Annotated in this window: 28 protein-coding genes, 1 tRNA gene and 1 riboswitch; of the genes, 14 read left to right on the top strand and 15 right to left on the bottom strand. The window is 69.9% G+C overall.

The genetic code is table 11. The features are described from left to right. Positions 1-34: 34 nt before the first annotated feature. Positions 35-493 carry a type II toxin-antitoxin system PemK/MazF family toxin gene (locus ACH4S8_RS38185; protein WP_398402656.1) on the bottom strand — a complete coding sequence of 153 codons (459 nt, stop codon included), beginning with the start codon at positions 491-493 and terminating at the stop codon, positions 35-37. Between the two features lie 251 nt (positions 494-744). On the opposite strand from ACH4S8_RS38185, the gene ACH4S8_RS38180 reads away from it, so the two are divergent. Then, entirely contained in the window at positions 745-1,497 is a 753-nt protein-coding gene (locus tag ACH4S8_RS38180; protein ID WP_398402654.1) for an MBL fold metallo-hydrolase, read from the top strand. 70 nt (positions 1,498-1,567) lie between these two features. Here ACH4S8_RS38180 and ACH4S8_RS38175 read toward each other — a convergent pair whose 3' ends face one another. Together ACH4S8_RS38175 and ACH4S8_RS38170 are read right to left on the bottom strand one after the other, a co-directional pair. Beyond that, the gene (locus ACH4S8_RS38175) at positions 1,568-2,815 is read right to left on the bottom strand and encodes a PTS transporter subunit EIIC (RefSeq protein WP_398402652.1); all 1,248 of its coding nucleotides are present in this window, start codon (positions 2,813-2,815) and stop codon (positions 1,568-1,570) included. A 264-nt stretch (positions 2,816-3,079) separates the two neighbouring features. Next, positions 3,080-4,366 (bottom strand): PTS transporter subunit EIIC, encoded by a 1,287-nt coding sequence (locus ACH4S8_RS38170; protein WP_398402650.1) that lies wholly within the window; start codon positions 4,364-4,366, stop codon positions 3,080-3,082. A 172-nt stretch (positions 4,367-4,538) separates the two neighbouring features. Between ACH4S8_RS38170 and ACH4S8_RS38165 the strand changes: the two genes are divergently transcribed. The 4 genes from ACH4S8_RS38165 (at position 4,539) to rdgB (ending at position 6,930) form a co-directional block, all read left to right on the top strand. Continuing rightward, a complete protein-coding gene (locus ACH4S8_RS38165; RefSeq protein ID WP_019065908.1) occupies positions 4,539-4,772 on the top strand; it encodes a PTS glucose/sucrose transporter subunit IIB in 234 nt (77 codons plus the stop codon). A 134-nt stretch (positions 4,773-4,906) separates the two neighbouring features. After that, positions 4,907-5,653 (top strand): ribonuclease PH, encoded by a 747-nt coding sequence (rph, locus tag ACH4S8_RS38160; protein WP_398402647.1) that lies wholly within the window; start codon positions 4,907-4,909, stop codon positions 5,651-5,653. A gap of 146 nt (positions 5,654-5,799) precedes the next feature. Next, on the top strand, positions 5,800-6,198 hold the full coding sequence (locus tag ACH4S8_RS38155; RefSeq protein WP_398402645.1) for a hypothetical protein: 399 nt from the start codon (positions 5,800-5,802) through the stop codon (positions 6,196-6,198). A gap of 129 nt (positions 6,199-6,327) precedes the next feature. Further along, a complete protein-coding gene (rdgB, locus tag ACH4S8_RS38150; protein ID WP_398402643.1) occupies positions 6,328-6,930 on the top strand; it encodes an RdgB/HAM1 family non-canonical purine NTP pyrophosphatase in 603 nt (200 codons plus the stop codon). A gap of 72 nt (positions 6,931-7,002) precedes the next feature. On the opposite strand, the gene ACH4S8_RS38145 is transcribed toward rdgB, so the two are convergent. The 5 genes from ACH4S8_RS38145 to ACH4S8_RS38125 form a co-directional block, all read right to left on the bottom strand. Next, positions 7,003-7,085: transfer RNA gene (locus tag ACH4S8_RS38145), tRNA-Leu, on the bottom strand. A 55-nt stretch (positions 7,086-7,140) separates the two neighbouring features. Then, a complete protein-coding gene (locus ACH4S8_RS38140; RefSeq protein ID WP_398402641.1) occupies positions 7,141-8,199 on the bottom strand; it encodes an HNH endonuclease in 1,059 nt (352 codons plus the stop codon). A gap of 99 nt (positions 8,200-8,298) precedes the next feature. Beyond that, positions 8,299-8,619, bottom strand: coding sequence for a DMT family transporter (locus ACH4S8_RS38135; protein ID WP_398402639.1), 321 nt, complete (start codon positions 8,617-8,619; stop codon positions 8,299-8,301). A 36-nt stretch (positions 8,620-8,655) separates the two neighbouring features. Continuing rightward, a riboswitch (guanidine-III (ykkC-III) riboswitch) is annotated at positions 8,656-8,722 on the bottom strand. Between the two features lie 52 nt (positions 8,723-8,774). Further along, entirely contained in the window at positions 8,775-9,077 is a 303-nt protein-coding gene (locus tag ACH4S8_RS38130; RefSeq protein WP_103554526.1) for a co-chaperone GroES, read from the bottom strand. A gap of 97 nt (positions 9,078-9,174) precedes the next feature. After that, on the bottom strand, positions 9,175-9,513 hold the full coding sequence (locus ACH4S8_RS38125) for a DUF3618 domain-containing protein (RefSeq protein ID WP_398402637.1): 339 nt from the start codon (positions 9,511-9,513) through the stop codon (positions 9,175-9,177). A 146-nt stretch (positions 9,514-9,659) separates the two neighbouring features. Here ACH4S8_RS38125 and bcp point away from each other — a divergent pair, with 146 nt between their 5' ends. Continuing rightward, positions 9,660-10,127 carry a thioredoxin-dependent thiol peroxidase gene (gene bcp, locus ACH4S8_RS38120; protein WP_037619171.1) on the top strand — a complete coding sequence of 156 codons (468 nt, stop codon included), beginning with the start codon at positions 9,660-9,662 and terminating at the stop codon, positions 10,125-10,127. Here bcp and ACH4S8_RS38115 read toward each other — a convergent pair. Further along, positions 10,108-12,690: a transglycosylase domain-containing protein gene (locus tag ACH4S8_RS38115; protein ID WP_398402634.1), complete on the bottom strand. Its 2,583-nt coding sequence runs from the start codon at positions 12,688-12,690 to the stop codon at positions 10,108-10,110. The genes bcp and ACH4S8_RS38115 overlap by 20 nt on opposite strands. 200 nt (positions 12,691-12,890) lie before the next feature. Here ACH4S8_RS38115 and ACH4S8_RS38110 point away from each other — a divergent pair, with 200 nt between their 5' ends. The 4 genes from ACH4S8_RS38110 (at position 12,891) to ACH4S8_RS38095 (ending at position 16,537) form a co-directional block, all read left to right on the top strand. Further along, the gene (locus ACH4S8_RS38110) at positions 12,891-13,691 is read left to right on the top strand and encodes an ABC transporter permease (RefSeq protein ID WP_398402632.1); all 801 of its coding nucleotides are present in this window, start codon (positions 12,891-12,893) and stop codon (positions 13,689-13,691) included. Positions 13,692-13,737: 46 nt separating this feature from the next. Beyond that, the gene (locus tag ACH4S8_RS38105) at positions 13,738-14,586 is read left to right on the top strand and encodes an ABC transporter permease (RefSeq protein WP_398402817.1); all 849 of its coding nucleotides are present in this window, start codon (positions 13,738-13,740) and stop codon (positions 14,584-14,586) included. Between the two features lie 17 nt (positions 14,587-14,603). Then, positions 14,604-15,614, top strand: coding sequence for an ATP-binding cassette domain-containing protein (locus tag ACH4S8_RS38100; RefSeq protein WP_398402815.1), 1,011 nt, complete (start codon positions 14,604-14,606; stop codon positions 15,612-15,614). A gap of 62 nt (positions 15,615-15,676) precedes the next feature. Next, positions 15,677-16,537 (top strand): DUF1707 domain-containing protein, encoded by an 861-nt coding sequence (locus ACH4S8_RS38095; protein WP_398402630.1) that lies wholly within the window; start codon positions 15,677-15,679, stop codon positions 16,535-16,537. Positions 16,538-16,661: 124 nt separating this feature from the next. Here the strand turns inward: ACH4S8_RS38095 and ACH4S8_RS38090 are convergent, their stop codons facing one another. Next, a complete protein-coding gene (locus tag ACH4S8_RS38090; RefSeq protein WP_398402628.1) occupies positions 16,662-17,993 on the bottom strand; it encodes an SGNH/GDSL hydrolase family protein in 1,332 nt (443 codons plus the stop codon). Positions 17,994-18,287: 294 nt separating this feature from the next. On the opposite strand from ACH4S8_RS38090, the gene ACH4S8_RS38085 reads away from it, so the two are divergent. Both ACH4S8_RS38085 and ACH4S8_RS38080 read left to right on the top strand, forming a co-directional pair. Next, entirely contained in the window at positions 18,288-19,808 is a 1,521-nt protein-coding gene (locus ACH4S8_RS38085; RefSeq protein ID WP_398402626.1) for a DUF445 domain-containing protein, read from the top strand. A 168-nt stretch (positions 19,809-19,976) separates the two neighbouring features. After that, positions 19,977-20,450 carry a hypothetical protein gene (locus ACH4S8_RS38080; RefSeq protein WP_398402624.1) on the top strand — a complete coding sequence of 158 codons (474 nt, stop codon included), beginning with the start codon at positions 19,977-19,979 and terminating at the stop codon, positions 20,448-20,450. Positions 20,451-20,483: 33 nt separating this feature from the next. Here ACH4S8_RS38080 and ACH4S8_RS38075 read toward each other — a convergent pair whose 3' ends face one another. After that, a complete protein-coding gene (locus ACH4S8_RS38075; protein ID WP_398402622.1) occupies positions 20,484-20,993 on the bottom strand; it encodes a levansucrase in 510 nt (169 codons plus the stop codon). Between the two features lie 140 nt (positions 20,994-21,133). Then, on the bottom strand, positions 21,134-21,679 hold the full coding sequence (locus ACH4S8_RS38070) for a hypothetical protein (RefSeq protein WP_398402620.1): 546 nt from the start codon (positions 21,677-21,679) through the stop codon (positions 21,134-21,136). A 242-nt stretch (positions 21,680-21,921) separates the two neighbouring features. Between ACH4S8_RS38070 and ACH4S8_RS38065 the strand changes: the two genes are divergently transcribed. Continuing rightward, positions 21,922-22,887: a GlxA family transcriptional regulator gene (locus ACH4S8_RS38065; RefSeq protein ID WP_398402618.1), complete on the top strand. Its 966-nt coding sequence runs from the start codon at positions 21,922-21,924 to the stop codon at positions 22,885-22,887. A 90-nt stretch (positions 22,888-22,977) separates the two neighbouring features. Here the strand turns inward: ACH4S8_RS38065 and ACH4S8_RS38060 are convergent, their stop codons facing one another. Next, positions 22,978-23,280: a hypothetical protein gene (locus tag ACH4S8_RS38060; protein ID WP_398402616.1), complete on the bottom strand. Its 303-nt coding sequence runs from the start codon at positions 23,278-23,280 to the stop codon at positions 22,978-22,980. A gap of 142 nt (positions 23,281-23,422) precedes the next feature. Here ACH4S8_RS38060 and ACH4S8_RS38055 point away from each other — a divergent pair, with 142 nt between their 5' ends. Continuing rightward, entirely contained in the window at positions 23,423-24,115 is a 693-nt protein-coding gene (locus ACH4S8_RS38055; protein WP_398402614.1) for a hypothetical protein, read from the top strand. Positions 24,116-24,155: 40 nt separating this feature from the next. On the opposite strand, the gene ACH4S8_RS38050 is transcribed toward ACH4S8_RS38055, so the two are convergent. After that, positions 24,156-24,356, bottom strand: coding sequence for a DUF397 domain-containing protein (locus ACH4S8_RS38050; RefSeq protein ID WP_398402612.1), 201 nt, complete (start codon positions 24,354-24,356; stop codon positions 24,156-24,158). Then, positions 24,357-25,202: a helix-turn-helix domain-containing protein gene (locus tag ACH4S8_RS38045; protein ID WP_398402610.1), complete on the bottom strand. Its 846-nt coding sequence runs from the start codon at positions 25,200-25,202 to the stop codon at positions 24,357-24,359. Between the last annotated feature and the right edge of the window lie 355 nt (positions 25,203-25,557).

The following is a 25,557-nucleotide window of genomic DNA, read 5'->3' as shown; positions in this document are numbered from 1 at the left end:
GCCCCTCGGCGTTCCACCGGACCGAGGAGACCTCTCAGCGGGCCAGGTAGCGGACCTGGTCCCACAGGACCGGGTCCACCACGCCGACCCGCCGCCGGAAGTCGCCGACCGGCACCTCGCGCAGTTCGTCCGTCTCCAGGAAGCTCGGCCGCCCCTGGGCGTCCCCCACGGCCCCCGGGGGCAGCGGGATCACCCCGGGCCGCTCGTCGTGGTACTTGCTGGTGATCTTCGCGACGGTCACCCGCTTCCCGCGCACCACCAGCACCAGACACGGCCGGTCCTTGGCCCCCGGCCCGTCCTCGTAGGGGACGTTCGCCCACCAGATCTCCGCCGCCCGCGGAAGCGGCCCGCCCCGGCGGGGCCCCCGGGCCCGGCCCGGCGGACGCGTCCGCCCGGCCGGCCGGCGCCCGCGGCGCCCCCAGCCGTCCACCAGCGTCGCGACCAGCGCGAGCAGCACCACCGCCGCCAGCGCGAGCCACCAGGACGTGTCCACAGCAAAGAAGGTACCGGCGCGCGTGTACCCGCGCCCGCCCTGCGCCACCTCCCGGTTCCGGGGAGGCCGTCCGAACTGATCCAAACGCCACCTCCCACGTCCATCCGAACCGGTGACAGCACAGGTGAGTTCGCCCACAACAGCCCCTGGCGGAGGAGCGACCGGACCTTTTGCGCCTTACGCTCGACGGACCGCACGACCCCCGTCCTCCCCGTTTCCAGCTGCTACCCGCCAGCGGAGGTTTCTGCTTTATGAAGCTCACCGTCGTCGGCTGCTCGGGGTCGTTCCCGTCCGCGGAATCGGCCTGCTCGAGCTACCTCGTAGAGGCCGACGGCTTCCGGCTGCTTCTCGACATGGGCAACGGTGCCCTCGGCGAGCTGCAGCGTCACTGCGGTCTCTACGACCTCGACGCGATCTTCCTGAGCCATCTGCACGCCGACCACTGCATCGACATGTGCGCCTACTTCGTGGCGCGCTACTACCGGCACGACGGCGGCCGCTGCGCCCCGCTCCCCGTCTACGGACCCGAGGGAACCGAGCACCGCCTGACCACGGCCTACGCCGACACGCCGTCCGCGTCCTCGATGAGCGAGGTCTTCGACTTCCACACGGTCAAGCCGTCCACCTTCGAGGTCGGCCCCTTCACCGTGCACACCGAGCGGGTGGCGCACCCGGTGGAGGCGTACGGCATCCGGGTGGAGCACGGCGGACGGTCGCTCACGTACTCGGGTGACACCGGGGTGACCGAGGCCCTGGACGAACTCGCCCGCGACACGGACCTGTTCCTGTGCGAGGCCGCGTTCACCCACGGCAAGGAGAACATCCCCGGCCTCCACCTCAACGGCCTGGAGGCCGGCGAGACCGCGGCCCGGGCGGGCGCCCGCCGCCTCGTCCTGACCCACATCCCCCCGTGGACGGACGCCGACACCAACCTGACGGACGCCCGCTCGGCGTACCGGGGCCCGGTGGATCTGGCGATACCGGGGGCGACGTACGAGATCTGACGCCCTGGCGTGCACGAAGGCCCCCGGAACCAGACGGTTCCGGGGGCCTTCGGCCATGGGGAGGGACGGCTCACGCCGCCGTGAGGTCCTCGATCTCCTCCTCGGGCTCACGGCCCGGGGTGGGGAGGTTGAACTTGGTGATCGCGAAGCGGAAGACCACGTAGTAGATCGCGGCGAACACCAGGCCGATGGGGATGATCATCCAGGGCTTGGTGGCCAGGTTCCAGTTGAGCGCGTAGTCGATGAAGCCCGCGGAGAACGTGAAGCCCGCGTGGACACCGAGCGCCCAGGTGACCGCCAGGGACAGGGCGGTGAGCACCGCGTGGATCGCGTACAGGAGTGGGGCGATGAACATGAACGAGAACTCGATCGGCTCGGTCACACCCGTCACGAACGAGGTCAGCGCCAGCGAGATCATCATGCCCATCACGGCCTTGCGGCGCTCGGGGCGGGCGGAGTGCGCGATGGCGATCGCGGCGGCCGGCAGACCGAACATCATGATGGGGAAGAAGCCCGACATGAACATTCCGGCGCTCGGGTCGCCGGCGAAGAACCGGTTGAGGTCACCGTGGACCACGGTGCCCGCGGAGTTCTTGAAGTCGCCGATCTGGAACCAGGACACGGCGTTCACGAACTGGTGCATGCCGACCGGGATGAGCGCGCGGTTGATGAGACCGAACAGACCCGCTCCGACGGTGCCGAGACCGGTGATCCACTCGCCGAAGTTGGAGATGCCGTGACCGATCGGCTCCCACACCAGGCCGAAGAAGACGCCCATGGCCGTGCCGACGAACGCCATGATGATCGGCACCAGGCGGCGGCCGTTGAAGAAGCCGAGCCAGTCCACCAGCTTCTTGCGGTGGTAGCGCTGCCACAGCACGGCGGACAGCAGACCCATGATGATGCCGCCGAGGACACCGGGGTTGTTGTAGGTCGCGGCTATGTCCGCGCCCTTCTGGATCTTCGCCTCGGTGACCGGGAAGGCCTCGAGCACCTTGTTGTAGACCAGGAAGCCGACCAGGGCCGCGAGCGCGGTGGAACCGTCCGCCTTCTTGGCGAAGCCGATCGCGACACCGATGCAGAACAGCATGGCCAGGTTGTCGAAGATCGCGTGACCGGCGGTGGCGAACACCTCCGTGACCTTGTCGGGCAGGTGCAGCTTCTGGGCGATGTCCGGCACTCCCAGACGCAGCAGGATGCCCGCCGCCGGAAGCACGGCGATCGGCAGCTGCAGGCTGCGGCCGACCTTCTGCAGGCCCTGGAACAGGCCGGATCCCCGCTTCTTCGCGGGTGCCGCCGAGACGGTGGCGGTGCTCATAGTTCCTCCATGCGCTGGGCGCTGCCGGGGGACGGGAAGGTACGACAGAGGTCGGCAGCGACCATGTGGTCTACACCACCAGTGGTGTAGACCTGTTTCTAGCACGGTGAAGGCCGGATAAGGAAGGTGCGAATTTTGTGGCCCCGGCCATAACCGGAGTCAGCTATTCCGTTCATGTCGAAGGCCCCGGACCGACAGGTCCGGGGCCTTCGCCTCGAGCGGGGAACGCGCAGGAGCGGTCCGCGCGGTCACCGGCGCGGAGGGCTACGCCTTCGTGGTGTCCTCCACGTCCTCCTCCGGCTCCCGCCCCGGAGTCTTCAGGTCGAACTTCGTGATCGCGAACCGGAAGATCGCGTAGTACACCGCGGCGAAGCACAGACCGATCGGAATGATCAGCCACGGTTTCGTCGCCAGGTTCCAGTTGATGATGTAGTCGATCAGTCCGGCCGAGAAGCTGAAGCCGTCGTGCACCCCGAGTCCCCAGCTCACCGCCATCGACACACCCGTGAGCACCGCGTGCACCGCGTACAACAGCGGCGCGATGAACAGGAACGAGTACTCGATCGGCTCGGTGATGCCCGTGACGAACGACGTCAGCGCCACCGAGAGCATCAGACCGCCGATCTCCTTGCGCCGGTGCGGCTTCGCCGTGTGCGTCATCGCCAGCGCCGCCGCCGGCAGCGCGAACATCATGATCGGGAAGAAGCCCGTGAGGAACTGCCCCGCGTTCGGGTCGCCCGCCAGGAACATGTTGATGTCGCCGTGCACCACCTGACCGTCCGGCTTGGTGTAACTGCCGAACTGGAACCAGATGGGCACGTTCAGGAACTGGTGCAGACCGATCACCAGCAGGGCCCGGTTCGCCAGACCGAACACCCCCGAACCCCAGGCCCCCAGCCCGACCAGCCAGTCACTGAAGTTCTCCAGCGCCGTACCGATCGGCGGCCAGACCCACAGGCACAGCGAGGCGAACGCGATCGAGACGAACGCCATGATGATCGGCACCAGACGCCGCCCGTTGAAGAAGCCGAGCCAGTCCACCAGCTTCGTCCGGTGATAGTGCTGCCAGAAGTACGCCGACAGCAGCCCGATGACGATGCCGCCGAACACCCCGGGATTCTGGTACGTGAACTCGACGACCGAGTTGTCCTCCAACTGGCAGCCCAGTGCGATCTTGACGCTCCCGCCCGGACAGGTCTTCGGAAACGCGCGCAGGATGTTGTAGTAGACGAGGAAACCGACGACCGCCGCCAGCGCCGTGGAACCGTCCGCCTTCTTCGCCATGCCGATGGCCACGCCGACGCAGAACAGCATCGGCAGCCCGAGGGAGCCGTCCAGCAGCGCACCACCCGCCGCGCCGATCACCTTGGACAGGTTGTCCCAGCCGAGCCCGTCCGCGCCGAACACGTCCGGCTGGCCCAGCCGGTTGAGGATGCCCGCGGCGGGCAGGACCGCGATGGGCAGTTGAAGACTTCGCCCCATTTTCTGGAGCCCTTGGAAAGCCTTGTGCCAGCGAGCGCGCGCCGGCGATACGTCACTTACGGCACTCATGGGCGTCCTCCGGGCGGGCCGGTTTGGCGACTGCCCGCCAACTGGTGTAGACCAGTCGCGACGGGTCGCTCTGTCGTGATCGCCATCCTTCGGCACCGACGACATGACCGCTCGCGAAGTTGGGCCAACTGTGGGTTACTGCGACAAAGCGGTTCGGATCAGGGAGTAGGACATGGCCACCAAGGCTGAGAAGATCGTCGCCGGGCTCGGCGGCATCGACAACATCGAAGAGGTCGAAGGCTGCATCACCCGCCTGCGCACCGAGGTCAAAGACCCCTCACTGGTCGACGAGGCCGCCCTGAAGGCCGCCGGCGCCCACGGAGTCGTCAAGATGGGCACCGCCATCCAGGTCGTCATCGGCACCGACGCCGACCCGATCGCCGCCGACATCGAAGACCTGATGTGAGCGACGGAACCGACTGAAGCCACCCCGGCCGACCGCGAGCCGCACACCGCTTCAGGAGCTCCGGCTCACCCGTGAGGGGCTGATTCCGCCACCGGCGGACAGCCCCTCACGCCTGTGCGGATAGGCTCGACACCATGTCTCGAATCGACGGCCGCACCCCCGAACAGCTGCGCCCCATCACCATCCAGCGTGGCTGGAGCAAGCATGCCGAGGGCTCCGTCCTCGTCTCCTTCGGCGACACCAAGGTCTTCTGCACGGCCTCCGTCACCGAAGGCGTCCCGCGCTGGCGCAAGGGCAGCGGCGAAGGCTGGGTCACCGCCGAATACTCCATGCTCCCCCGCGCCACCAACACCCGCGGCGACCGCGAATCCGTCCGCGGCAAGATCGGCGGCCGCACCCACGAGATCAGCCGCCTCATCGGCCGCTCGCTGCGCGCCGTCATCGACTACAAGGCACTCGGCGAGAACACCATCGTCCTCGACTGCGACGTCCTCCAGGCCGACGGCGGCACCCGCACCGCGGCCATCACCGGCGCCTACGTCGCCCTCGCCGACGCCGTCACCTGGGCCCAGGGCAAGAAGCTCATCAAGGCCGGCCGCAAGCCGCTCACCGGCACGGTCTCCGCCGTCTCCGTCGGCATCGTCGGCGGCGTCCCCCTCCTCGACCTCTGCTACGAGGAGGACGTCAAGGCCGACACCGACATGAACGTCGTCTGCACCGGCGACGGCCGATTCGTCGAGGTCCAGGGCACCGCCGAGGCCGAGCCCTTCGACCGCAAGGAACTCAACGCCCTGCTCGACCTCGCCGTCGCGGGCTGCGACGAACTCGCCGCCATCCAGCGCGCGGTACTCGAAGAAGCCTCACAGGCAACCACGGGTTAACCCTTAGCGTTCTTATGGGTACGGGCGTACGGTCCTGCCGTGCGCCCGCCGGCCCCCTCGGGCGGATCGGGCCGACCGCGCAGCGGACCGGCGCGATGCGGTCGGTGTGGCCGCACCACACCATGCCCACGGGGAGGGACCGTTCCATGGCCGCGCGCCACCGCAATCGCCGCCGCACCGCCGTACTCGCCGCCGTCGCCGCACTCGTCGTCCTGCCCGCGGCCGTCGGCTGCGACGCGGTCGGCAAGGCGCTCGACTGCGTGCAGACCGCCGACTCGATAGCCGACAGCGTCACCGCGCTCCAACAGGCCGTCGAGAACGCCGCGAACGACCCGACGCAGACGGACGCGTCCCTCAACGCCATCGAGAACAACCTCGACAAGATCGGCGACAAGACCGACAACGCCGACGTCAACAAGGCGGTCGACGACCTGAACAAGGCCGTCGCGAACGTCCGTACAGCCGTCAAGAACGGCGACACCACCCCCGACATCAGCCCCGTCACCGCGGCGGCGGGCGAACTGACGAAGGTGTGCACGCCGTAAGGCCCCGGCGGGGCAGGGCCGGACTCCTGACCCGCGGCGGACCGCGGGCCTGACCCGCGGCGGACCGCGGGGCCGTCAGGAACCGGTCCCGGACCGGGCTCGGTGCCCGGCTCGGCGATACTGGCGACCATGACCCGCCTGATCCTCGCCACCCGCAACGCCGGAAAGCTCACCGAGTTGAAGGCGATCCTCGCCGACGCAGGACTCACCCACGACCTCGTCGGCGCGGACGCCTACCCCGACATCCCCGACGTCAAGGAAACCGGCGTCACCTTCGCCGAGAACGCCCTGCTGAAGGCCCACGCCCTCGCCCGGGCCACCGGCCTGCCCGCCGTCGCCGACGACTCGGGCCTGTGCGTCGACGTCCTGAACGGCGCGCCCGGCATCTTCTCCGCCCGCTGGGCCGGCCGCCACGGCGACGACCGGGCCAACCTGGACCTGCTCCTCGCCCAGCTCTCCGACATCGACGCCCCCCACCGGGGCGCCCACTTCGCCTGCGCGGCGGCCCTCGCCCTGCCGGACGGCACGGAACGCGTCGTGGAGGGCCGCCTCCTCGGCACCCTCCGCCACACCCCCGCCGGCACGAACGGCTTCGGCTACGACCCGATTCTCCAGCCGGAGAACGAGTCCCGCACCTGCGCGGAACTGACGGCGGAGGAGAAGAACGCAATCAGCCACCGAGGCAAGGCGTTCAGGGCACTGGCACCGGTGGTACGGGAGCTGTTGGGCTGAGGGGTGCGCACCACGTACAGACAAGGTCCGGCTTGCGGAAGCCGCAAGCCGGACCTTGTAAGTGAAACTGAGTGCGGCCTGAGGGATTCGAACCCTCACGGGATTACTCCCATCGCGCCCTAAACGCGAGGCGTCTGCCGTTCCGCCAAGGCCGCTAGCCTGCCCGTCGTCGAGCGTGGCGGGCGGCTGCAAGTGTACGGCGATCCGCGGCTATCCGGCGAGCGGCAGTCTTTCCTTCTGTCGGCACCATGTATCTGTCAGCGCGTGGCAGTTCGGGCACAAATACCGCAAGTTTTCCAGGCGGTTGTCGTGCCAGTCTCCGTTGATGTGGTCGATCTGCAGGGTGATGCGGCGCCCCAACCATTTGCCAGGGTTGCCGCAACTTGCGCATACGTACGGAACCCCGACTTCTGTCAGGGCTCTGTGCAGTTGGGTCCTGTTGGTTCGACCGGCGTGCTCGGGTAGGACGACGAGCACGCGGTGAGCGGTCGGCGCGGGGGCGGAGCTCTCTGACTTGCCCCAGGCCCGGCGCTTGAAGTGGCTGGTGTCGAGACCGAGGCGGGAAGCCGCGCGTCGGACACGCCGGTGATTGGTGTCGTTGACGTCCATGCCGAGACCGCGCATCACGTCGGCATAGCTGGTGGAGCTTTGCACGAGATCACGCAACGCGTCATCGGAGATCCGTGTGCGCCGGTGAGAAAAGTGCCCGATGTCGACGCGATGGGTCGCCAGCATGCGGCCCAGTGTCGCGCGCGAGCGGCTGTCGTCCGGAACGCTCAGTGCGCGGGCCACGCCGCGCACGCTCGTGGCTGTGGCCGCGGCTGCCCTCAGCTCCTCCGGGGTGAAGGGCAGGTCGAACTCGGGCCGATCCATGCCCGGGAAGTGGCTGATGTCGATTCCTGCTGCGCTGATGCGGCGACGGATGTGAGACAGCGTTCCCGTGGCCGGGGTGGCACCCAGTTTCAGCGCCACTTCGCGCAGCGAGGACGACGAGGCTGCGGCCTCGGCGATGGCGGAGTCCGGGTACTTGCGCCATGGGCTGCGCTTGACGAAGTGGTGTGTGTCGAGTCCGTACTGCGCCACCTTCTCCTGGAGTACGCGGCGTTGGCCTCCGCTGGTCCTGAGGCCGAGCCGCCGCATCAGATCGGTCCAGTTGTGCGCCTCGGCCACGACCGGTGCGAGGTGTTCCCTGCGGTACGGGTCCGAGTCCGGCACCACCTGACTCGGGGTGGCTGGCGCCACCGATTCGGCTGCACTCTGCACGCTCATGTACCCCCTCCGTCTGCGATCGCGTGTTCGCGACCCCGTACGGGCTAACGAACCGTTTATCGGACGGTTATGTCCTGTGAGGGGTGTTTCGGGGTGGGGTCAGTGGCCCGATGTGGCCTTCAGGCCCACCACCGAGGCCAGGAGCAGGCAGATGAAGAAGATGCGGGCGGCTGTGGCCGGTTCGCCCAGGAGGGTCATGCCGAGGATCGCCGCGCCGGCCGCGCCGATGCCGACCCAGACGCCGTAGGCGGTGCCGATGGGGAGGGAGCGGGCCGCGTACGAGAGGAGCAGCATGCTGGCCACGATGCCCGCGCCGGTCAGGATGCTGGGGACCGGGCGGGTGAAGCCGTCGGTGTACTTCATTCCGATCGACCAGCCGACTTCGAGCAGACCGGCGACGATCAGCAGGACCCAGGCCATGGGACGTACCTCCGGGGGCGAGACGACGGCATCAGGGCTGCGTCGTCTTTGCTGAGCCCGGTACGGCGCGTCTCGTCGGGGTTCCTCCACCGTAGCAAACGAATGGCGAAGGGGCCGGTGACCATGGTCACCGGCCCCTTCGGGGTGCGTATGCCCTACAAATACAGGCCGGTCGAGTCCTCGGACCCCTCGAAGCGGTCCGCGGCCACGGCGTGCAGATCCCGTTCGCGCATCAGCACGTAGGCGATCCCGCGGACCTCGACCTCGGCCCGGTCCTCGGGGTCGTACAGGACCCGGTCGCCCGGCTCCACCGTACGGACGTTCTGCCCGACCGCGACGACGTCGGCCCAGGCGAGGCGTCGGCCCACGGCCGCCGTCGCGGGGATCAGGATGCCGCCGCCGGAGCGCCGCTCGCCCTCGGCGGCGTCCTGCCGTACCAGCACCCGGTCGTGCAGCATCCGGATGGGCAGCTTGTCGTCATGGGGGCTGTGCGTTTCACGGTTGGCGCTCACGCTCTGAACCTACCTGTCCCGGCCCGTTCCGTACGTGGGCGGGTCAGCCCTTGCGCCGCCGCGTCCCCACCACGAGCAGCCCGACGAGCCCCACCGCGACGAGGGCCACCGGCACGATGCGCTCCAGCCGGGGCGCGCCGTCCTCCGTGACGAACTGGCCCTTCACATCGCCGACGACACGGTTGACGCCGACATAGGCGCGTCCCAGGGTGTGGTCGATGTTCGAGGCGACCTTCGCCTTGGCGTCTCCGACGATCGTCTTCGGGTGCACCCGTACGCCGATCTCGTCGAGCGTGTCGGCGAGCGTTGTGCGGCGGTGCTTGATGTCCGCCTCGATCTGCGCCGGAGTCCTGGTATCCGGCGTTCTCGACGTATCCGACACCGCGCTGCCTCCGTGGTCGTGTAGTGACTCCCTGATTCGGACAGTCTGTCAGTTCGTACCGGACCGCACCCCCCGGCACCCCCCACTACGCTCGTTCCGTATCCACATCCACACCCCATTCCATCCCCCGGCCACGTGAGGTTCCGATGAGCGAGCGACTTCAGCCCGGCGACACCGCCCCCGCCTTCACCCTGCCCGACGCCGACGGCAACGAGGTCTCCCTCGCCGATCACAAGGGCCGCAAGGTCATCGTCTACTTCTACCCGGCCGCCCTCACCCCGGGCTGCACGAAGCAGGCCTGCGACTTCACGGACAACCTCGACCTGCTGGCGGGTGCCGGTTACGACGTGATCGGTGTCTCGCCGGACAAGCCCGAGAAGCTCGCCAAGTTCCGTGAGAAGGAGTCCCTGAAGGTGACCTTGGTCGGCGACCCCGACAAGACGGTCCTGGAGGCGTACGGGGCCTTCGGTGAGAAGAAGCTGTACGGCAAGACGGTCGTCGGTGTCATCCGTTCCACGGTGGTCGTGGACGAGGAGGGCAAGGTCGAGCGGGCGCTGTACAACGTGAAGGCGACCGGACACGTGGCGAAGATCATCAAGGACTTGGGGATCTGACCGCCGCCGACCCCGCGCCGCTGTCCCGGGGCGCTGTCCCGGTGGTGCCGCCGCCCGTGGTGGCACCACCGGTGTGGGTGTCGGTGCGGGCGTCGGTGTGGGGACCGCCGGTGTGCGTGCCGCTCGTGCCGCCGGAGGTGCCGGTGCCGCCGGTCCCGCCGTGGGCCGGTCCCTGGCTCCGGCCCCGGTCCGGTCCCTGGCTCCGGCCCCGGTCCGGTGTCCTGCCGTGCGTCGGCGCCGGCCTGCTGCCGTTCGCTCCGCCCTGGGTTCCGTAGACGTCCTGGCCGCCGTTCGTGCCGCCGCCATTCGCGCCGCCGCTGTTCTGCCCGCCGCCGCTGTCCTGGCTGCCGGTGGGGTCGGGCGTACCGGTGTCGTCGGCGGGTTCCTCCGGTTCCTCCGCGCCCGGCTGGAGCTGGAGGTCGAAGTCCGACACCTCGGTTCCCTCCAGGGCGTCCTGGGTGAACTGGGCCCAGATCTGCGCGGGGTAGCCGCCGCCGTTGATGCGGGCCCGGCCGAGGGCGCCGTACAGGGACTTGTGGGCGCCGGTGTCGGGGTCCTGGCCCATGACGGCGACGACGGTGGCGAGGTCGGGGGTGTAGCCCGCGAACCACGCGGCCGTGTCCTCCTCCGCGGTGCCGGTCTTGCCCGCGGCGGGCCGGCCGGCGTTCTGCGCGGCCTGTCCGGTGCCGCCGTCGACGACGCCCTGGAGCATGTCGGTCGTCGTGTCGGCGGCCTCGCGGCTCACGGCCTGCCGGTCGGTCGGCGCGCTGTCCGGGGCGGGCAGCGGTACGTTCTCCGATCCGTCCTTGGTGATCTTCTCGACGAGGGTGTACGCGCCGTGCCTGCCGTGGTTGGCGAGGGTGGCGTACGCCTCCGCCATGTCGAGGACGCTGGCGGTGGCGGGGCCGAGCGCGATGGAGGGGGAGGCGGTCAGGTCGGGGGTGTCGGCGGGCAGGCCGAGGGCGACGGCGGTCCTCTCCACGTTCGCGGGCCCGACGTCGACGGCCATCTGCGCGTACACCGAGTTGACCGACCTGTCGGTGGCGGTGCGCACGGAGATGTCGCCGTACGACTTGCCGTCCTCGTTCTCCGGTGCGTAGCCGCTGCTGCTGCCGCTGCCGTTCCAGCCCTGCACGGGGCGCTGGTCGGTGCCGTCGTAGACGGTGTTCGGGGTGATGGCGCGGCCGTCCTGGGTCAGCGAGCCGTTCTGGACGGCCGAGGCGAAGACGAACGGCTTGAAGGTGGAGCCGACCTGGTAGTCGCGGCGGGTGGCGTTGTTGACGTACTGCCGGGTGTAGTCGATGCCGCCGTACATCGCGAGGACCTTGCCGCTGGCGGGGTCGATGGCGACGCCGCCGGCGCGGACGTAGGTGTCCGCCTTGCGGTTCTTCCTGTCGAGCTGGTCCATCATCTGGTCGTTCACGGCCTTCACGAAGGCGTCCTGCTTGGGTTTCTGCAGGGTGGTGGTGATGCGGTAGCCGCCGCGGGTGAGCGTGTCCTCGTCGAGGATCCGGTTGGAGGTCAGATAGGCGGTCACGGCCTGGACGAGGTAGCCGCGCTGGCCCGACAGGCCCGCTGTTCCCTTGGCCTGTCGGGGTTTCGGGAAGGAGACCCGGGCGCGCGCGGCCCGGGTCAGCCACTTCTGCTTGACCATGCCGTCGAGGACGTAGTTCCAGCGGGCGAGGGCCCCGGCCCTGTTCTCGGGGTGGGCGATCACGTCGTACTCGCTGGGCGCGTTGAGCAGGGCGGCGAGGTAGGCGCCCTGGCCGACGGTCAGGTCCCGGGCGTTCACGCCGTAGTAGGCCTGGGCCGCGGCCTGGATGCCGTAGGCGTTGCGGCCGTAGTAGCTGGTGTTGAGGTAGCCCTCGAGGATCTCGTCCTTGCTCTTCTCCCGGTCGAGCTTGATGGAGATGAAGAACTCCTTCACCTTGCGGGTGACGGTCTGTTCCTGGCCGAGGTAGTAGTTCTTGACGTACTGCTGGGTGATGGTCGAGCCGGACTGGCGGCCCTTGCCGGTGACGGTGTTCCAGCCGGCGCGGATCATCGCCTTGGGGTCGATGGCGGACTCGCTGTAGAAGTCGCGGTCCTCGGCGGCGAGGGTGGCGTGCTGGGCGTTCTTGGCGATGTGTTCCAGTGCGACGTTCTCGCGGTTGACGTCGCCGTCGCGGGCGAGCTGGCTGCCGTCGGCGTACAGGAAGACGTTGCTCTGTTTGACCGCGGCGGCGTTCGCGGAGGGGATCTTGACGAGGAAGTAGCCGAGCGCGAAGAGGCCGGCCAGGAACAGGGCCGTGCCGAGGACGGTGCCGAGCAGCATGCGCCAGGTCGGGACGAGTCTGCGCAGGCCGGTCCGCTTCGGCCGGGGCTTGCGCTTCGGCTTGGCCGTCTGCTTCGCCTTCGGCTTCTGCTTCGTGCCGGGCCCGCCCGGCCCTGCTCCCGGTCCTGTTTCCGGCCCCGGACGCGGGCCTGGCTGCGGTCCTGCCGCGGGGTCCGGATCCGGGCGGGGGCCCGCTCCCGGTTCCCTGGATGCCCAGCCCTGGCTGCGCTGCTGCGGCTCGTCGCTCATCTGTTCGCCGGACTCCTGTTTCGCGTCGTACGGTGCCGTACGCCCTTATATGTCTGGTTCACCCAGTATTGAGGACTCTTGCGTCATGTGTTCCGTTCCCCGATCCCGGCACGTGTCGCGCCGGAAAATGCCTGGCGGGCCACGGCGGGCCGGGGCTAGGCTCCTGCGCTTTGGCTCAACGTGGAGGAAAGGGACGGGTTGTGGGCACGGCGCGGTTGTACGCGGCTGTCGCGGGCAGCGGGTTCCGGCGGTACGCCACCTATCGGGTCGCCACTGCCGCCGGTGTCTTCACCAACACCGTCTTCGGGCTGATCCTGGCGTACCTGTTCATCGCCCTGTGGGACAGCAAGCCGCACCTCGGCGGCTATGACCAGGCGCAGGCGCTGACGTACGTGTGGGTCAGCCAGGGGCTGCTGATGGTGGTCGCGATGATGGGCGGCGGCTTCGAGGACGAACTGATCGAACGCATCCGTACGGGTGACATCGCGATCGACCTGTACCGGCCGGCCGATCTCCAGATGTGGTGGCTCGCCCAGGACATGGGCCGGGCGCTGTTCCATCTGCTGGGCCGCGGGGTGGTCCCGCTCCTGTTCGGCGCGTTCGTCTTCGACCTGGCGCTGCCCTCGGATCCGCTGACCTGGCTGGCCTTCCTGGTCGCGGTCGCGCTCGGGGTGGTCGTCGGGTTCGCGATCCGTTTCCTGGTGGCGCTGTCGGCGTTCTGGCTGCTCGACGGCGCGGGGGTGGCCCAGCTGACCTCGATCGCGGGGATCTTCTGCTCGGGGATGCTGCTGCCGCTGAACGTCTTTCCGGGCGCGCTCGGCGAGGTCGTACGGGCGCTGCCGTGGTCGTCGCTGATCCAGGCGCCGGTGGACGTCCTGCTCGGCACGGCGGATCCGCTGGGCACGTACGCGATGCAGGCGGCCTGGGCGGTCGGGCTGCTGGCGGCCGGGCGGCTGGTCCAGTCGGTGGCGACGCGAAGGGTGGTGGTGCAGGGTGGCTGACCCGGTGGAGTCAGGTGGGACGGCGGTCCGTGAGACGGCCGTCCGTGTGGTGGACGTCCACCCCTTCGAGCGGCAGGGGACGTACGAACGGCTGCGGGACGGGCTGCGCGCCTACCGGCTGATCACCGCGATGTGGATCCGTTCCACGATGGCCTACCGGGCCTCGTTCGCGATGACCGCCTTCGGCAACTTCGCGGCGACCGCCCTCGACTTCGTGGCGATCCTGCTGATGTTCTCGCGGGTCGACCGGCTCGGCGGCTACAGCCTGCCCGAGGTCGCCCTGCTCTACGGGGTGTCCGGGGTCGCGTTCGGGTTCGCGGACCTCGCGCTCGGCTCGATGGACCGGCTGGGGCGCCGGGTGCGCGACGGCACGCTGGACACGCTGCTGGTGCGTCCCGCGCCCGTGCTCGCGCAGGTGGCCGCGGACCGGTTCGCGCTGCGCCGCCTCGGCCGGATCACCCAGGGGCTCCTCGTCCTCGGCTACGCCCTCGCCGTCCTCGACATCCACTGGACACCGCTCAAGGTGCTGATGATGCCGATGATGCTGCTGAGCGGCGCGGGGATCTTCTCGGCGGTGTTCGTGGCGGGCGGGGCGTTCCAGTTCGTCGCCCAGGACGCCTCCGAGGTGCAGAACTCCTTCACGTACGGCGGCAACACGCTCCTGCAGTACCCGCCGACCGTCTTCGCCAAGGACATGCTGCGCGGGGTGACCTTCGTCCTCCCGCTCGCCTTCGTCAACTGGCTGCCCGCGCTGTACGTGCTGGGGCGGCCCTATCCGCTCGACCTGCCGGCGTGGGTCGCGTTCGCACCACCGGTCGTGGCGGCGCTGTGCTGCGCGCTGGCCGGGATCGCCTGGCGCGCGGGGCTGCGCGCCTACCGGAGCACGGGAAGTTAGGGGAAACGGTCGTGGCCATCGCCGCAGACAGGGAATCGGCGGTTCCGGGCGGGGAAGCGGGGCCGGGGAACCGCCTCATCGAGCTCGACGGGGTCGAGAAGGTCTTCGACGTGCGCAGGAGGACGGGGTTCCTGCGCGGCGAGCGGCGGCAGGTCCGGGCCGTCGACTCGATCTCGTTCACCGTCGAGCGCGGTGAGATGGTCGGTTACATCGGCCCGAACGGCGCCGGCAAGTCGACCACGATCAAGATGCTCACCGGCATCCTCACCCCGTCCGCCGGCCGGCTGCGGGTCGCCGGTCTCGACCCGTCCCGCGAGCGCACGCGGGTCGCGCGCCGCATCGGTGTCGTGTTCGGGCAGCGTACGACGCTGTGGTGGGACCTCCCGCTGATCGACTCCTACCGGCTCATGCACCGGATGTACCGGGTGCCGGACGCGCGGTTCCGGGAGAACCTCGACCGCTGTGTCGAACTCCTGGAGCTGGGCGCCCTGTTGGACGTGCCCGTGCGCCAGTTGTCGCTGGGGCAGCGGATGCGCGGCGACATCGCGGCGGCCCTGCTGCACGACCCCGAGGTGCTCTACCTCGACGAGCCGACGATCGGGCTCGACGTGGTCAGCAAGGTGCGGGTCCGCGCGTTCCTGCGGGACCTGAACGCCGAACGCGGCACGACCGTCCTGCTCACCACGCACGATCTCACCGACATCGAGCAGCTGTGCCGGCGGGTGATGGTCATCGACCACGGGCGGCTGATGTACGACGGCGCGCTGAGCGGGCTGCACGCGGTGGGGGAGAGCGAGCGGACCCTGGTGGTGGACCTGGAGCGGGAACTGCCGCCGATCGAGACGGAGTCGGCGCGGGTGGTGAAGGTGGAGGGGCCGCGCCAGTGGCTGGCCTTCCCGGCCGCGATGTCGGCCGCCCCGCTGGTGGCGCGGATCGCGGCGGACTATCCGCTGGTGGACCTCTCGGTGCGGGAGCCGGACATCGAGGCGGTCATCAGCCGTATGTACGCCGGGAAAACGGTTTCGTAGGACGGCAGTTGCGGGGGCGGGCCGGATGGCCCGCGGGCGGGGGACCTCGTAGGCTGCTGTCCATGACCGACGAACTCCCGGAGCTGCGTGCCTCCGACGCCGATCGTGAACGAGTCGCCGAACAGCTGCGGGACGCCCTCGCGGAGGGCCGTCTCGACATGGAGGAGTTCGAGGAGCGGCTGGAGGCGACGTACGCGGCCCGCACCTACGGCGAGTTGACGCCGATCACCCGCGATCTGCCGGGAGCGGCGACGGCCCCTCGGATCTCCATGGTCAAGCAGCCCGTGGACGAAGGAAGTTGGGGCTCCCGGATCGTCGGCGGCGAGGGCTCGTCCTCGTGGGGCGTGGCGGTTCTGGGCGGCTTCGAGCGCAAGGGCCGCTGGACGGTGCCGAAACGCTTCAACTCCTTCGCCTTCATGGGCGGTGGCGAGATCGACCTGCGCGAGGCGAACTTCGCGGACCGCGAGGTCGTCATCAACTGTGTCGCGTTCATGGGCGGGTTGAACGTCGTCGTGCCTCCCGGGGTCGAGGTCGTCGTCCGCGGTATCGGCATCATGGGCGGCTTCGACCACCGTGAGGAGGGCCGGCCGGGCGACCCCGGCGCGCCCCGGGTGGTCGTCACGGGCTTCGCGTTCTGGGGCGGTGTCGGTGTCGAGCGCAAGCTCACCCGCGCCGAGCGGCAGCGCCTCAAGGAGGAGCGGCGCCAGGAGAGGCTGGAGCGCCGGGAGGCCCGCAAGGAACTGCAGGGCTCGCGGGGCGGCGACCTCGACGACGTGCTCGACGCGGTCGACGAGGCCCGCGACCTGTGGCGCGAGCGGCACGAGGAGCGCCGTGAGCGTCATGAGGAGCGGCGCCTGCGCCACGAGGAGCGCAGGGAGCGGCACCGCGAACGCCGGGAGGGCCGGCGGCGCGGCGACTACTGAACAGCGGGCCGTCCGCGGCGGCTCCTGAACAGCGGGCCGCCGGCGGCGCGGTGACCACGGGACAGCGTCTGCCGCCGACGGCGCGGCGGCTCCTGAACGGTGTCGGCCGTCGGCCTCCGCCGGATCACAGTTCCGCCGGAGCCGACCCCTTCAGGTCGTTCAGGTCGAACACCTCGGCCATCCGCCGGAACCCCGCGTCGCTGGGGTGCAGATGGTCGCCCGAGTCGTAGTCGGGCCGCAGCCGGCGCGGGTCGTACGGGTCCCGCAGCGCGGCGTCGAAGTCCACGTAGGCGTCGTACACCTTCCCGGCCCGGATCTCCGCGTTCACGGCCTGGCGCACGGCCTCCCGCGCGTCCGTGGATCCGCGGTGCCCCTGGAAGGGCATCAGGGTGGCGCCGACGACCCGCAGTCCACGGGCGTGCGCCTGCCGTACGAGGGTCCGCAGGCCGTCGGTCACGGTGCTCGGGTCGACCTGGTCCGGGTTGCGCAGGATGTCGTTGACGCCGAGGTCGATGACGACGGCCTTGACGTTCGTCCGGGCGAGCACGTCCCGTCCGAACCGGCTGAGCCCGCTGGGGTTGTCGGCGGGCCGTCCGGACCCCGCGGCGAGGATCTGGTTCCCGCTGATGCCCTGGTTGACGACGCTGTAGCGGGGCGTGTCACCGGATCCGGCCGAGGCGCGCAGCCGCTCCGCGAGGACGTCCGTCCAGCGGCGGTCGGCCCCCACGGTGGAGGTGATGCCGTCGGTGAGCGAGTCGCCGAGGACGACGACGGTGCCCGTGGCCTCGTCGCTGAGGACGTCGAGCGCGGTCAGGTAGCGCCAGTAGGGGCTCTGTTCGGTGTACGGGGCGGCGCTGACGTCCTCGGTGCGGTCGCCGTCGGCGACGTACGAGATCTGCTGGGCGCGCGGGTGGTAGGTGACGGGGCCGGACGGGGTCGGCGAGTACGTCGTGACGAGGACGTCCACGCCGTGCGGGATGCGCATGCGTACGGCGTCGCTCATCACCTGTCCGCCGGCCGGGACCGTGACCGTCGTGGCGCCGTCGAACGTGAGGCGGCGCATGGTGTCGGCCGCGGCGGCGGCGTTGTTCGCGGTCGCGGCGACGGCGATCGTGGCGTGCGTGATGACCAGCGGCGACTGCCCGTAGAGATTGGACAGCGTGATACGGGCACTCGTGCCCCCGGCGGCCGTGTGCACGACGTTGCGCACGGAGCGGCCCGCCAGTCCGTCCGGCTCCGTGCCGGGCTCGGCCCCGGCCGGGGAGGTGGACCAGGCGCCGACCCAGGTGCCGGTGGAGGCGGGGGCGGCGTCGTGCGACGTGTGGCCACTGGCGACGGTGGTCTTGGCGCCGCCGCTGCCGTCGTCGGCCGCGGCGCCGATGTATATGGCCGCGGAAAGGACCACGACCACGGCAAGGATCGCGGCGAGCAGGGCATAACCATGACGCTTGGTCATGCGGTGCGTTTCTCCTCGGACGAGGGAGCCCGAGGCTCCGATGTGATCACTCCATGATGCGTCATGGGGTGCGAGGACTCCGACGCGCCCCCCGAAGCGTCCCTTGGGGACCTCCTGGTCGATTCCCCGTCCGGAAGGACGCCGGGAACTCCCGCGCCGTTCCAGGAGTCGGTGAGGAGGAGAGGAAGAGGAGGGGAAGAGGAGGGGGAGAAAGGGACAATGCGTACGGGGCGTGATCGGGCCTGCGAACGGGTGGAGTGAATGGGACGCACGAATTCGGATGGAGCGGACGGCATGGAAGAGCATGCCCGTCCCGGCACGGCCGGGGACGCCGGTGACACCGGGGACGCTTCGGACACCGGGGGTGCCGGGAGCACCGGGGGTGCCCGGACCCCTGGGAACACCGGGAACCCCCGGGGCGCTTCGGACCCCGGGAACATCGGGGGCGCCGGGAACCCACGGGGTGCTTCGGACCCCGGCATCGACACCGACACCGACATCGACATCGACATCGCGAAGGGCCGGACGGCCCCCGCCCCGCCGGGCCGGGCGATGAACACCTTCAGCCCCGCCGACGAGGAGAAGCGCCGGGGAGTGCGCCGGATGAAGGCGACCGCCACCGGCCTGCTGCTCTTCGTCGCCCTCGTCTACGTCCTGGCCAAGTGGGCCTCGGACGCGGGCGCGGGCGCCTGGGCCGGCTATGTCGCGGCGGCCGCCGAGGCGGGCATGGTCGGCGCGCTGGCCGACTGGTTCGCGGTCACGGCCCTCTTCCGGCACCCGCTCGGCCTGCCCATCCCGCACACCGCGATCATCCCCACGAAGAAGGACCAGCTGGGCGTCTCGCTGGGCGAGTTCGTCGGCGAGAACTTCCTCTCCGAGGAGGTCGTCCGCCAGCGGCTGCGCGCGGTCGGCATCGGCAGCAGACTGGGCGCCTGGCTCGCCGACCCCGATCACGCGGACCGGGTCACCGCCGAACTGGCCGCCGCGCTCCGGGGCGCGCTGACCGTGCTGCGCGACTCCGACGTCCAGGCCGTCGTCGGCGAGGCGATCACCCGCCGCGCGGACGCCCAGGAGATCGCGCCCGGCATAGGGAAGATGCTGGAGAAGATCGTCGTGGACGGCGGCCACAAACGGTTCGTCGACCTGGTGGTCGCCCGGGCCCACGACTGGCTGGTGTTCCACGACGCCCAGGTGATGGACGCCGTCCAGGGCGGCGCGCCCGGCTGGACCCCCCGTTTCGTCGACAAGAAGGTCGGCGAGCGGGTCTACAAGGAACTGCTCCGCTTCGTCACCGAGATGCGTGACTCCCCGTCGCACCCGGCCCGCGGTGCCCTCGACCGGTTCCTCACCGACTTCGCCGCCGATCTGCAGTCCGACACCGACACGCGGGCGCGCGTGGAGCGCCTCAAGGGCGAGGTGCTGGGCCGTGGCGAGGTCCAGGACCTGATCGCCTCCGCCTGGACGGCCGTACGGTCGATGATCGTGTCCGCGGCCGAGGACGAACGCAGCGAGCTGCGGCTGCGCGTGCGCGCCTCCCTGCTGTCCCTCGGCGCCCGGATGGCCACCGAACCCAAGCTCCAGGCCAAGGTGGACAGCTGGGTGGAGGGCGCCGCCGTGTACGTCGTGACGACGTACCGCAAGGAGATCACCTCGCTCATCACGGACACCGTCGCGGGCTGGGACGCCGAGCACACCACCCGGAAGATCGAGGCGAACATCGGCCGCGACCTGCAGTTCATCCGGATCAACGGCACGGTGGTCGGCTCGCTGGCCGGACTGCTGATCTACGTGGTGTCACGGGCGCTGGGGGCCTAGCCGGCCCAAGGACGAGAACCCGGAGAGGCCGTACGAGATGCCCGTACGAGAAACCCGTAGGAGAAGCCCGTGCGAGAAGCCCGTACGGGCAGTCCTTCCTTTCCGAGGCGGCGCTTCTGAGTACGCGTACTCTGTCGCGGCATCGCCGGGCGCGGAATCCTCGTACGCATGACCGAGAAACTGCTCCGCCCCTTGCGAACGCGCCCCTGGCCGGAACGCTGGCTGACGCGTGTGCTCGGCGCCGCCCTCTCCTGCGCGGCGTACCTCGTCTGTCTTCCCTGGGACCTGCGCAACCGCCTCGAGTCACCGGGCTCCGATGTGGAGACCACCCCGGTGACGGGCATGGGCGTCCTCGCCCTCGCCGCGGTCCTGCTGCTCCTGGCCGTCCACTTCGGACTCCGGGACGCGCTGGCCTGGCCGCTGCTCCTGGTGGCGGCACCTCCGGCGATCCTGCTCTACGTGTCGCTGCGGACCCATCCCGACCCCGCGGACGGCTTCGCCGGGGTGTGGCCGCTGACCTGGGCGGCCGTCACGCTGCTCGGGGCCACCGCGGTGCTGACCGTGAGCGCGGTGGCACGGCAGTTCAGGCCGGACCTGGTGGACGCCATGGAAGAGGAACGGGCCCTGGCCGGCCTGCGGTGAGGCACCGGGGCCGACCGGACGGCACAGGCCCTCTCATTGTCCGTAGAAGTACCGTGAGCTCTTCTCGTTGAAGTACGAGGCGTAGACGCGCCCGAGAACCGGCTTGCCGCGGTACATCCCCACGTACTGGCGCGAACTGTCGACCACGACGGGCCGTGTCATACAGGCGAACTTGACCCGCTGCTGCGCCTCGGCCCACTGCACGGCCGCGGGATCGACCCGGTCGCTGACCAGCAACGGGAAGGCGCCGATGCCGTTCTGGAAACCGACGGGCAGACCGCCCTTGGTGTCCTTGGCGTACTTCATCACCTGGTCGGTGAACCCGGAGACGGCCTGCACGGTTATCTCCGGGACGGCCGCGGCCACCGTGAACAGGTGCAGTTTCGTCCCCATCCAACGCATCCGGAACTCGCCCCGCCGCCCCACGAGTACGGGCATCCCGGCCCAGTCCTCCCACCGCGTGGCACACCCGTCGGCAGTCAGCTGCCGCTCCACAAAGGCCAGATAGGTGCTCGCGGCGGATTGCTGCTGGTTTGCTTCCATGGCGGGGATCCTAGGGTCCCGGAACGCCTGCCGGAACGGGTGCGGCGGGTTCCGGTCGGGGCGGCTGCCGGACACCTGTCGTCCGTACCGGTCGGGGTGACTGTCGGACGCCTGCCGTCCGTACCGGTCGGGGGAGTCGGCTAGGCGCCCGTCGTGGACCCGGGCCGGATGATCATCAGGACGGTGACGGCGGCCCACAGCAGGTTGAAGATCCCGGTGAACATCGCGAGCCGGACGGTCGCCGCACGGTCCACGGCCACATCGCGGAGCGTCCCCTGCTGGACCAGGACGCCGGGGACGGCCGCCTCTTGGTCCCCTTTCCGGTCCCCTTCCTGAATACCCGCCTTCTCGGCGCCCTCCAGGATCGCGCTCTGCCGGGGCAGGACCAGCACGGCGAGGACCACGGCGGCCAGCGCGGTCAGCGCGATCGAGACGATCAGCCAGGTGTCGCCGAGTACGCCCATGTCGCTCGCCGTGGCGAACCCGAAGACGGGGACGACGACGCCCGCCACGGCGTACACCTGGCAGATGCGGTGCAGCAGTCGGGCGGTGGCGAGGGCGCCCGGGTCGTCCGGCGCGTCGAGAACCTTGCGCGCGGCCGGCGGGAACATGCTCGCGGCGACGGTGACGGGCCCGATGGCGACGATCGCGGCGATGACGTGGACGGCGAGGAGGAACTTGGTCACGGGGTGACGTTAGGCGGTCGGGCCGATCACGGAGAAGCGGCACTTTTGCCAGGAGCCAACGGATTCCGGCCAGGGCTTCCGCTCAAGGCTTCTCGGCCGAGTCCGTCCTGGTGAGGGCCTGGTGGGGCCTGATGAGGGGTAAGGGCATCAGCGCCCCGGCACGCCCGCTCGTACGGGTCGGCACGACGGGGGACCCATTGTGCGGGCATGGCGAGAACCTGGCGTACGCCTAGGCTCTGGTCATGCACACCGTGGCCGTACTGGCTCTCGACCAGGTCATCCCGTTCGATCTCGCAGCACCGATCGACACCTTCGGCTGGGCCCGGCTGCCCGACGGCCGCCCGGCGTACCGGACCCGGGTGTGCTCGGTCACGGCGGGCGCGGAGGTGAGCGCGGGCGCGTTCACCCTGCGTGCCCCGTACGGCCTGGAGGCGCTGGCCGACGCGGACACGATCATCGTGCCGGGCGTCGCCGACCCGTCCGCCCCGCTCCCGCCGGGCGTCGCGGAGGCGCTGCGCGCGGCGGCCGCGAACGGCACCCGGATCGCCTCGATCTGCGTCGGGGCCTTCGTCCTCGCCGCCACCGGCCTGCTGGACGGACTGCGCGCGACCACGCACTGGGTCGCGGCCGCGGAGCTGACGGCCAGGCACCCGGCGGTGACCGTGGACCCGAACGTGCTCTACGTCGACAACGGTCAGTTCCTGACCTCGGCGGGCGCGGCGGCGGCGCTGGACATGTGCCTGCACATGATCCGCAAGGACCACGGCTCCGCCGTCGCCGCGCACGCCGCCCGGCTGTCCGTGATGCCCCTCGAACGGGAGGGAGGCCAGGCCCAGTTCATCGTCCACACCCAGCCGCCGGCACCGGCGGGCACGACCATGGAGCCGCTCCTGGACTGGCTGGAGGAGAACGCGGAGCGGGAGCTGACCCTGGAGGACATCGCGGTCCACGCCGGCATGAGCACCCGCACCCTCAACCGCCGCTTCCGCGAACAGACCGGCACGACCCCGCTCCAGTGGCTGCACCGGGCCCGGGTGCGCCGCGCCCAGTACCTCCTGGAGACGACCACCTACCCGGTCGAACGCATCGCCACCCAGGCGGGCTTCGGCTCCCCCACGTCATTCCGGGACCGCTTCAAACGGGTGGTGGGGACGAGCCCGCACGCGTACCGGAGGGCGTTCCGGGGGGCGGAGGAGTCGGCCTCCTGAAGCGTTGCCGTGGCGTACGAGCGGGCGTGCACGTGACCCCGGCCGGGGCTGAGGCGGCGCCGACCGTGCCGTGCGCCCCTGGGGCCGGACTCAGGCCCGTCGGTCGGCCACGGCCCAGGAGGCGAGGGCCATGGCACCGGCGACGCCGAAGACGGCGGGCCAGGCGCCCACCTTCTTGGCCAGCGGATGGGACCCGGCGAACGCGGCGACGTAACCGGCGGTCAGCGCCCCGGCGGCCACGCCTCCGGCCTCCTGCTTCCACTGCCGCGCGGCGGCGACCCCGGCGACGGCGAGCACGACCCCGCCGAGCTGCCGCTTCCGCGTCCACCGGGCGACGCCGTACCCACCGACAAGCCCCCCGGCGGCCACCATCGCGGCCGGTACCTTCGCCATTGCTGCCTCCTTGTTCGTCACCCGAGGCTAACCCGATGCCGGAGCCCGGCGGGGCGCGGGTGGCCGTAGGCCGAGCGAGTCCCGGCCACTGCTCGGACCCACCCCGGACCCACTGTCGGTGGCACCCGTTTGGATGGCCCGCATGACAGCCCGAGACATCGCCGCCGCCCTGCCCGGCATCGACACCCTGAAGGACCTCTGCCGATCGATGGCCATGGCCGAGGCGATACTGAATCCCGACGGCGAGTGCGTCTACTCGTACAGCCCCCAGTGGTCGGAAACCGAGGAAGCGGCCTTGATGAGGAACGGCTCCGGCGACGAGTACGACATGGTCTTCGCCCCCGACGGCGCGTACATCCGAGGCTTCGACCACGAGTCCCCCTTGAGCCCGTACCACCATGAGGACGTGCCGCGGCCCTGGCCCGGAGTGCTGGACTCGGTGCCCGAGGCCTTCCGGCGCCACGTCGAGGAGCCCGCCTTCACGGACGAGGACGGGTGCCCCGTGGTGACGGTGTGCCTGTGGCGCGCGGCGGACACCCCGTCCTGGGAGACGGGCCGGATCACCTTCCCCGAGGGCCACCCGGACCCCGACGGCTCGAACCGGCTCTTCGAGCTGCTGCTCGACCCGACCCCCGAGGCGTTCCAGACGTTCGCCGAGGACTACTACGAGGTGCCGGCGGACATCGAGGCACTCCGCCACATCTACGACCTGCGCCCGCTCGGGCGACGGGACGTTGCTGCCCTGAACCCGTCGGTTGATGCCGAGACGGTCATCGAGGCGGCCAAAGTGATCGGCTACCCCCTCGCTGTCGACTTGAGGCCGACTGCGGGGTGACGTCCTGCGCCGTCGGCGATCACTTCGTTGGTTCCGCCGCTCATCGTTCGGGCAGGTGGCGTATGAAGGTTCGCCATACGGCGGTTGATACCGCGACGATGGGGCCACCCGTGTATTTGGAGTCCCGTACGAGGACACCGCTCGGTGTGAAAGACGCTTCCACACACTCGGTCGTGTTACCGCCGCTGTACGACGACTTGAACCAGGCAGGCTCGGAAGCGGGCTGGAGGCCGACGGGCATTCACAACTCCTTGCGGGCGCGATGGATCATGACGGAGGACGCCTCCATGTCCAACGCTTGCGCGCGCAGGTACTCGAACGCAAGTCTGTACCGCTCCAGTTCCTCGTCCTTTTCCAGGAAGAGGGAGCCTGTGTGGAAGTCCACGTACGCGACGTCGAGCGCCGGTTCGGTGCCACCGATCATCACGAAACTCCCGAGCGCGGCGGCATGGGCTCCCTTCGAGAAGGGCAGCACTTGAAGCGTTATGTGCCGTGACTCGCTCGCTTCGAGCAGGCGGTCGAGCTGTTCCCTCATGGCCTGCGGCGACCCGACTACCCGGCGGATGACGGACTCGTCGAGGATTGCCCACAGCTGCAACGGCTTCGGGCGGGCGAGAATCTCCTGCCGCCTCATGCGGATATCGACCAGCCGCTCGATCTCGGCTGGCTCCAGGGGTACTTCGTTCGCCTTCTGCAACGCGGTGCTGTACGCACGCGTCTGCAGGAGGCCGGGAACGTAGACGCAGGAAAAGTGACTCTCTCGTACGGCCTCGTCCTCAAGCGTGAGCAGCAGATTCATGCTCTCGGGGATCGAGTCGGCGAAGGAACTCCACCAGCCTTGCTGCTTGGCGTCCTTGGCCAGTCCGACAACAGCCGTACGTTCAGCGTCAGTTGCTCCATACTCGCGGCACAGCGCGTCGACAACGATCCATTTGACCGGCCCGGACTGAGTCTCGTAACGGCTGACCGTTGCCTTGGATACGCCGACGGCCTGCCCGGCCTCCTCAAGGGTCAGGCCCTTACGTGTGCGCAACTTGCGCATCATCGCGCCTAGTTGGCGTCGCCGGGTGGTGGTTCGTTCGGCCATGCGGCTCCCTCGCCAGGTGCCGGGCGGAGGCCCGGACTGCCTCACAGGCTAGGGCAGTGCGAACGCGGCCCCGCCATCAGATTCACCCTATGGATCCTCGTGAGAAGTTACATGGTGAGAGTTCTCTGTGCGATGCTCGCTTGTAGATCGCTACGCAGCGCATCCGTACAGACGCGTTCGGTGCTGCGTATGTGTGGTGCAAGAGAGGAGTGGCCGTATGTCTGACTGCGAAGTCACCGAACCCCGGTTCCGTTCCGTACGGGTCTGCTGCACGATTGGGTGACATCTGAACTGGCTTGCCCTGTGGGGCGGGTGGGAAGGATGTCGCTGTGCCCAAGCCTTATCCGGAAGAGTT

Origin of the sequence: Streptomyces sp. NPDC021080 (genome assembly GCF_044333225.1) — a bacterium.
Taxonomy (GTDB): domain Bacteria; phylum Actinomycetota; class Actinomycetes; order Streptomycetales; family Streptomycetaceae; genus Streptomyces.
Note: the sequence above shows the minus strand (reverse complement) of the source record. Positions and strands in the feature narration are given on the sequence as shown.

Excerpts from the sequence above, each read along its gene's own strand:
- ACH4S8_RS38180 (WP_398402654.1), top strand. The coding sequence starts at position 745 with ATGAAGCTCACCGTCGTCGGCTGCTCGGGGTCGTTCCCGTCCGCGGAA.
- ACH4S8_RS38175 (WP_398402652.1), bottom strand. The coding sequence starts at position 2,815 with ATGAGCACCGCCACCGTCTCGGCGGCACCCGCGAAGAAGCGGGGATCC.
- ACH4S8_RS38170 (WP_398402650.1), bottom strand. The coding sequence starts at position 4,366 with ATGAGTGCCGTAAGTGACGTATCGCCGGCGCGCGCTCGCTGGCACAAG.
- ACH4S8_RS38165 (WP_019065908.1), top strand. The coding sequence starts at position 4,539 with ATGGCCACCAAGGCTGAGAAGATCGTCGCCGGGCTCGGCGGCATCGAC.
- rph (WP_398402647.1), top strand. The coding sequence starts at position 4,907 with ATGTCTCGAATCGACGGCCGCACCCCCGAACAGCTGCGCCCCATCACC.
- ACH4S8_RS38155 (WP_398402645.1), top strand. The coding sequence starts at position 5,800 with ATGGCCGCGCGCCACCGCAATCGCCGCCGCACCGCCGTACTCGCCGCC.
- rdgB (WP_398402643.1), top strand. The coding sequence starts at position 6,328 with ATGACCCGCCTGATCCTCGCCACCCGCAACGCCGGAAAGCTCACCGAG.
- ACH4S8_RS38140 (WP_398402641.1), bottom strand. The coding sequence starts at position 8,199 with ATGAGCGTGCAGAGTGCAGCCGAATCGGTGGCGCCAGCCACCCCGAGT.
- ACH4S8_RS38135 (WP_398402639.1), bottom strand. The coding sequence starts at position 8,619 with ATGGCCTGGGTCCTGCTGATCGTCGCCGGTCTGCTCGAAGTCGGCTGG.
- ACH4S8_RS38130 (WP_103554526.1), bottom strand. The coding sequence starts at position 9,077 with ATGCTGCACGACCGGGTGCTGGTACGGCAGGACGCCGCCGAGGGCGAG.
- bcp (WP_037619171.1), top strand. The coding sequence starts at position 9,660 with ATGAGCGAGCGACTTCAGCCCGGCGACACCGCCCCCGCCTTCACCCTG.
- ACH4S8_RS38115 (WP_398402634.1), bottom strand. The coding sequence starts at position 12,690 with ATGAGCGACGAGCCGCAGCAGCGCAGCCAGGGCTGGGCATCCAGGGAA.
- ACH4S8_RS38095 (WP_398402630.1), top strand. The coding sequence starts at position 15,677 with ATGACCGACGAACTCCCGGAGCTGCGTGCCTCCGACGCCGATCGTGAA.
- ACH4S8_RS38090 (WP_398402628.1), bottom strand. The coding sequence starts at position 17,993 with ATGACCAAGCGTCATGGTTATGCCCTGCTCGCCGCGATCCTTGCCGTG.
- ACH4S8_RS38085 (WP_398402626.1), top strand. The coding sequence starts at position 18,288 with ATGGAAGAGCATGCCCGTCCCGGCACGGCCGGGGACGCCGGTGACACC.
- ACH4S8_RS38080 (WP_398402624.1), top strand. The coding sequence starts at position 19,977 with ATGACCGAGAAACTGCTCCGCCCCTTGCGAACGCGCCCCTGGCCGGAA.
- ACH4S8_RS38075 (WP_398402622.1), bottom strand. The coding sequence starts at position 20,993 with ATGGAAGCAAACCAGCAGCAATCCGCCGCGAGCACCTATCTGGCCTTT.
- ACH4S8_RS38065 (WP_398402618.1), top strand. The coding sequence starts at position 21,922 with ATGCACACCGTGGCCGTACTGGCTCTCGACCAGGTCATCCCGTTCGAT.
- ACH4S8_RS38060 (WP_398402616.1), bottom strand. The coding sequence starts at position 23,280 with ATGGCGAAGGTACCGGCCGCGATGGTGGCCGCCGGGGGGCTTGTCGGT.
- ACH4S8_RS38055 (WP_398402614.1), top strand. The coding sequence starts at position 23,423 with ATGACAGCCCGAGACATCGCCGCCGCCCTGCCCGGCATCGACACCCTG.
- ACH4S8_RS38050 (WP_398402612.1), bottom strand. The coding sequence starts at position 24,356 with ATGCCCGTCGGCCTCCAGCCCGCTTCCGAGCCTGCCTGGTTCAAGTCG.
- ACH4S8_RS38045 (WP_398402610.1), bottom strand. The coding sequence starts at position 25,202 with ATGGCCGAACGAACCACCACCCGGCGACGCCAACTAGGCGCGATGATG.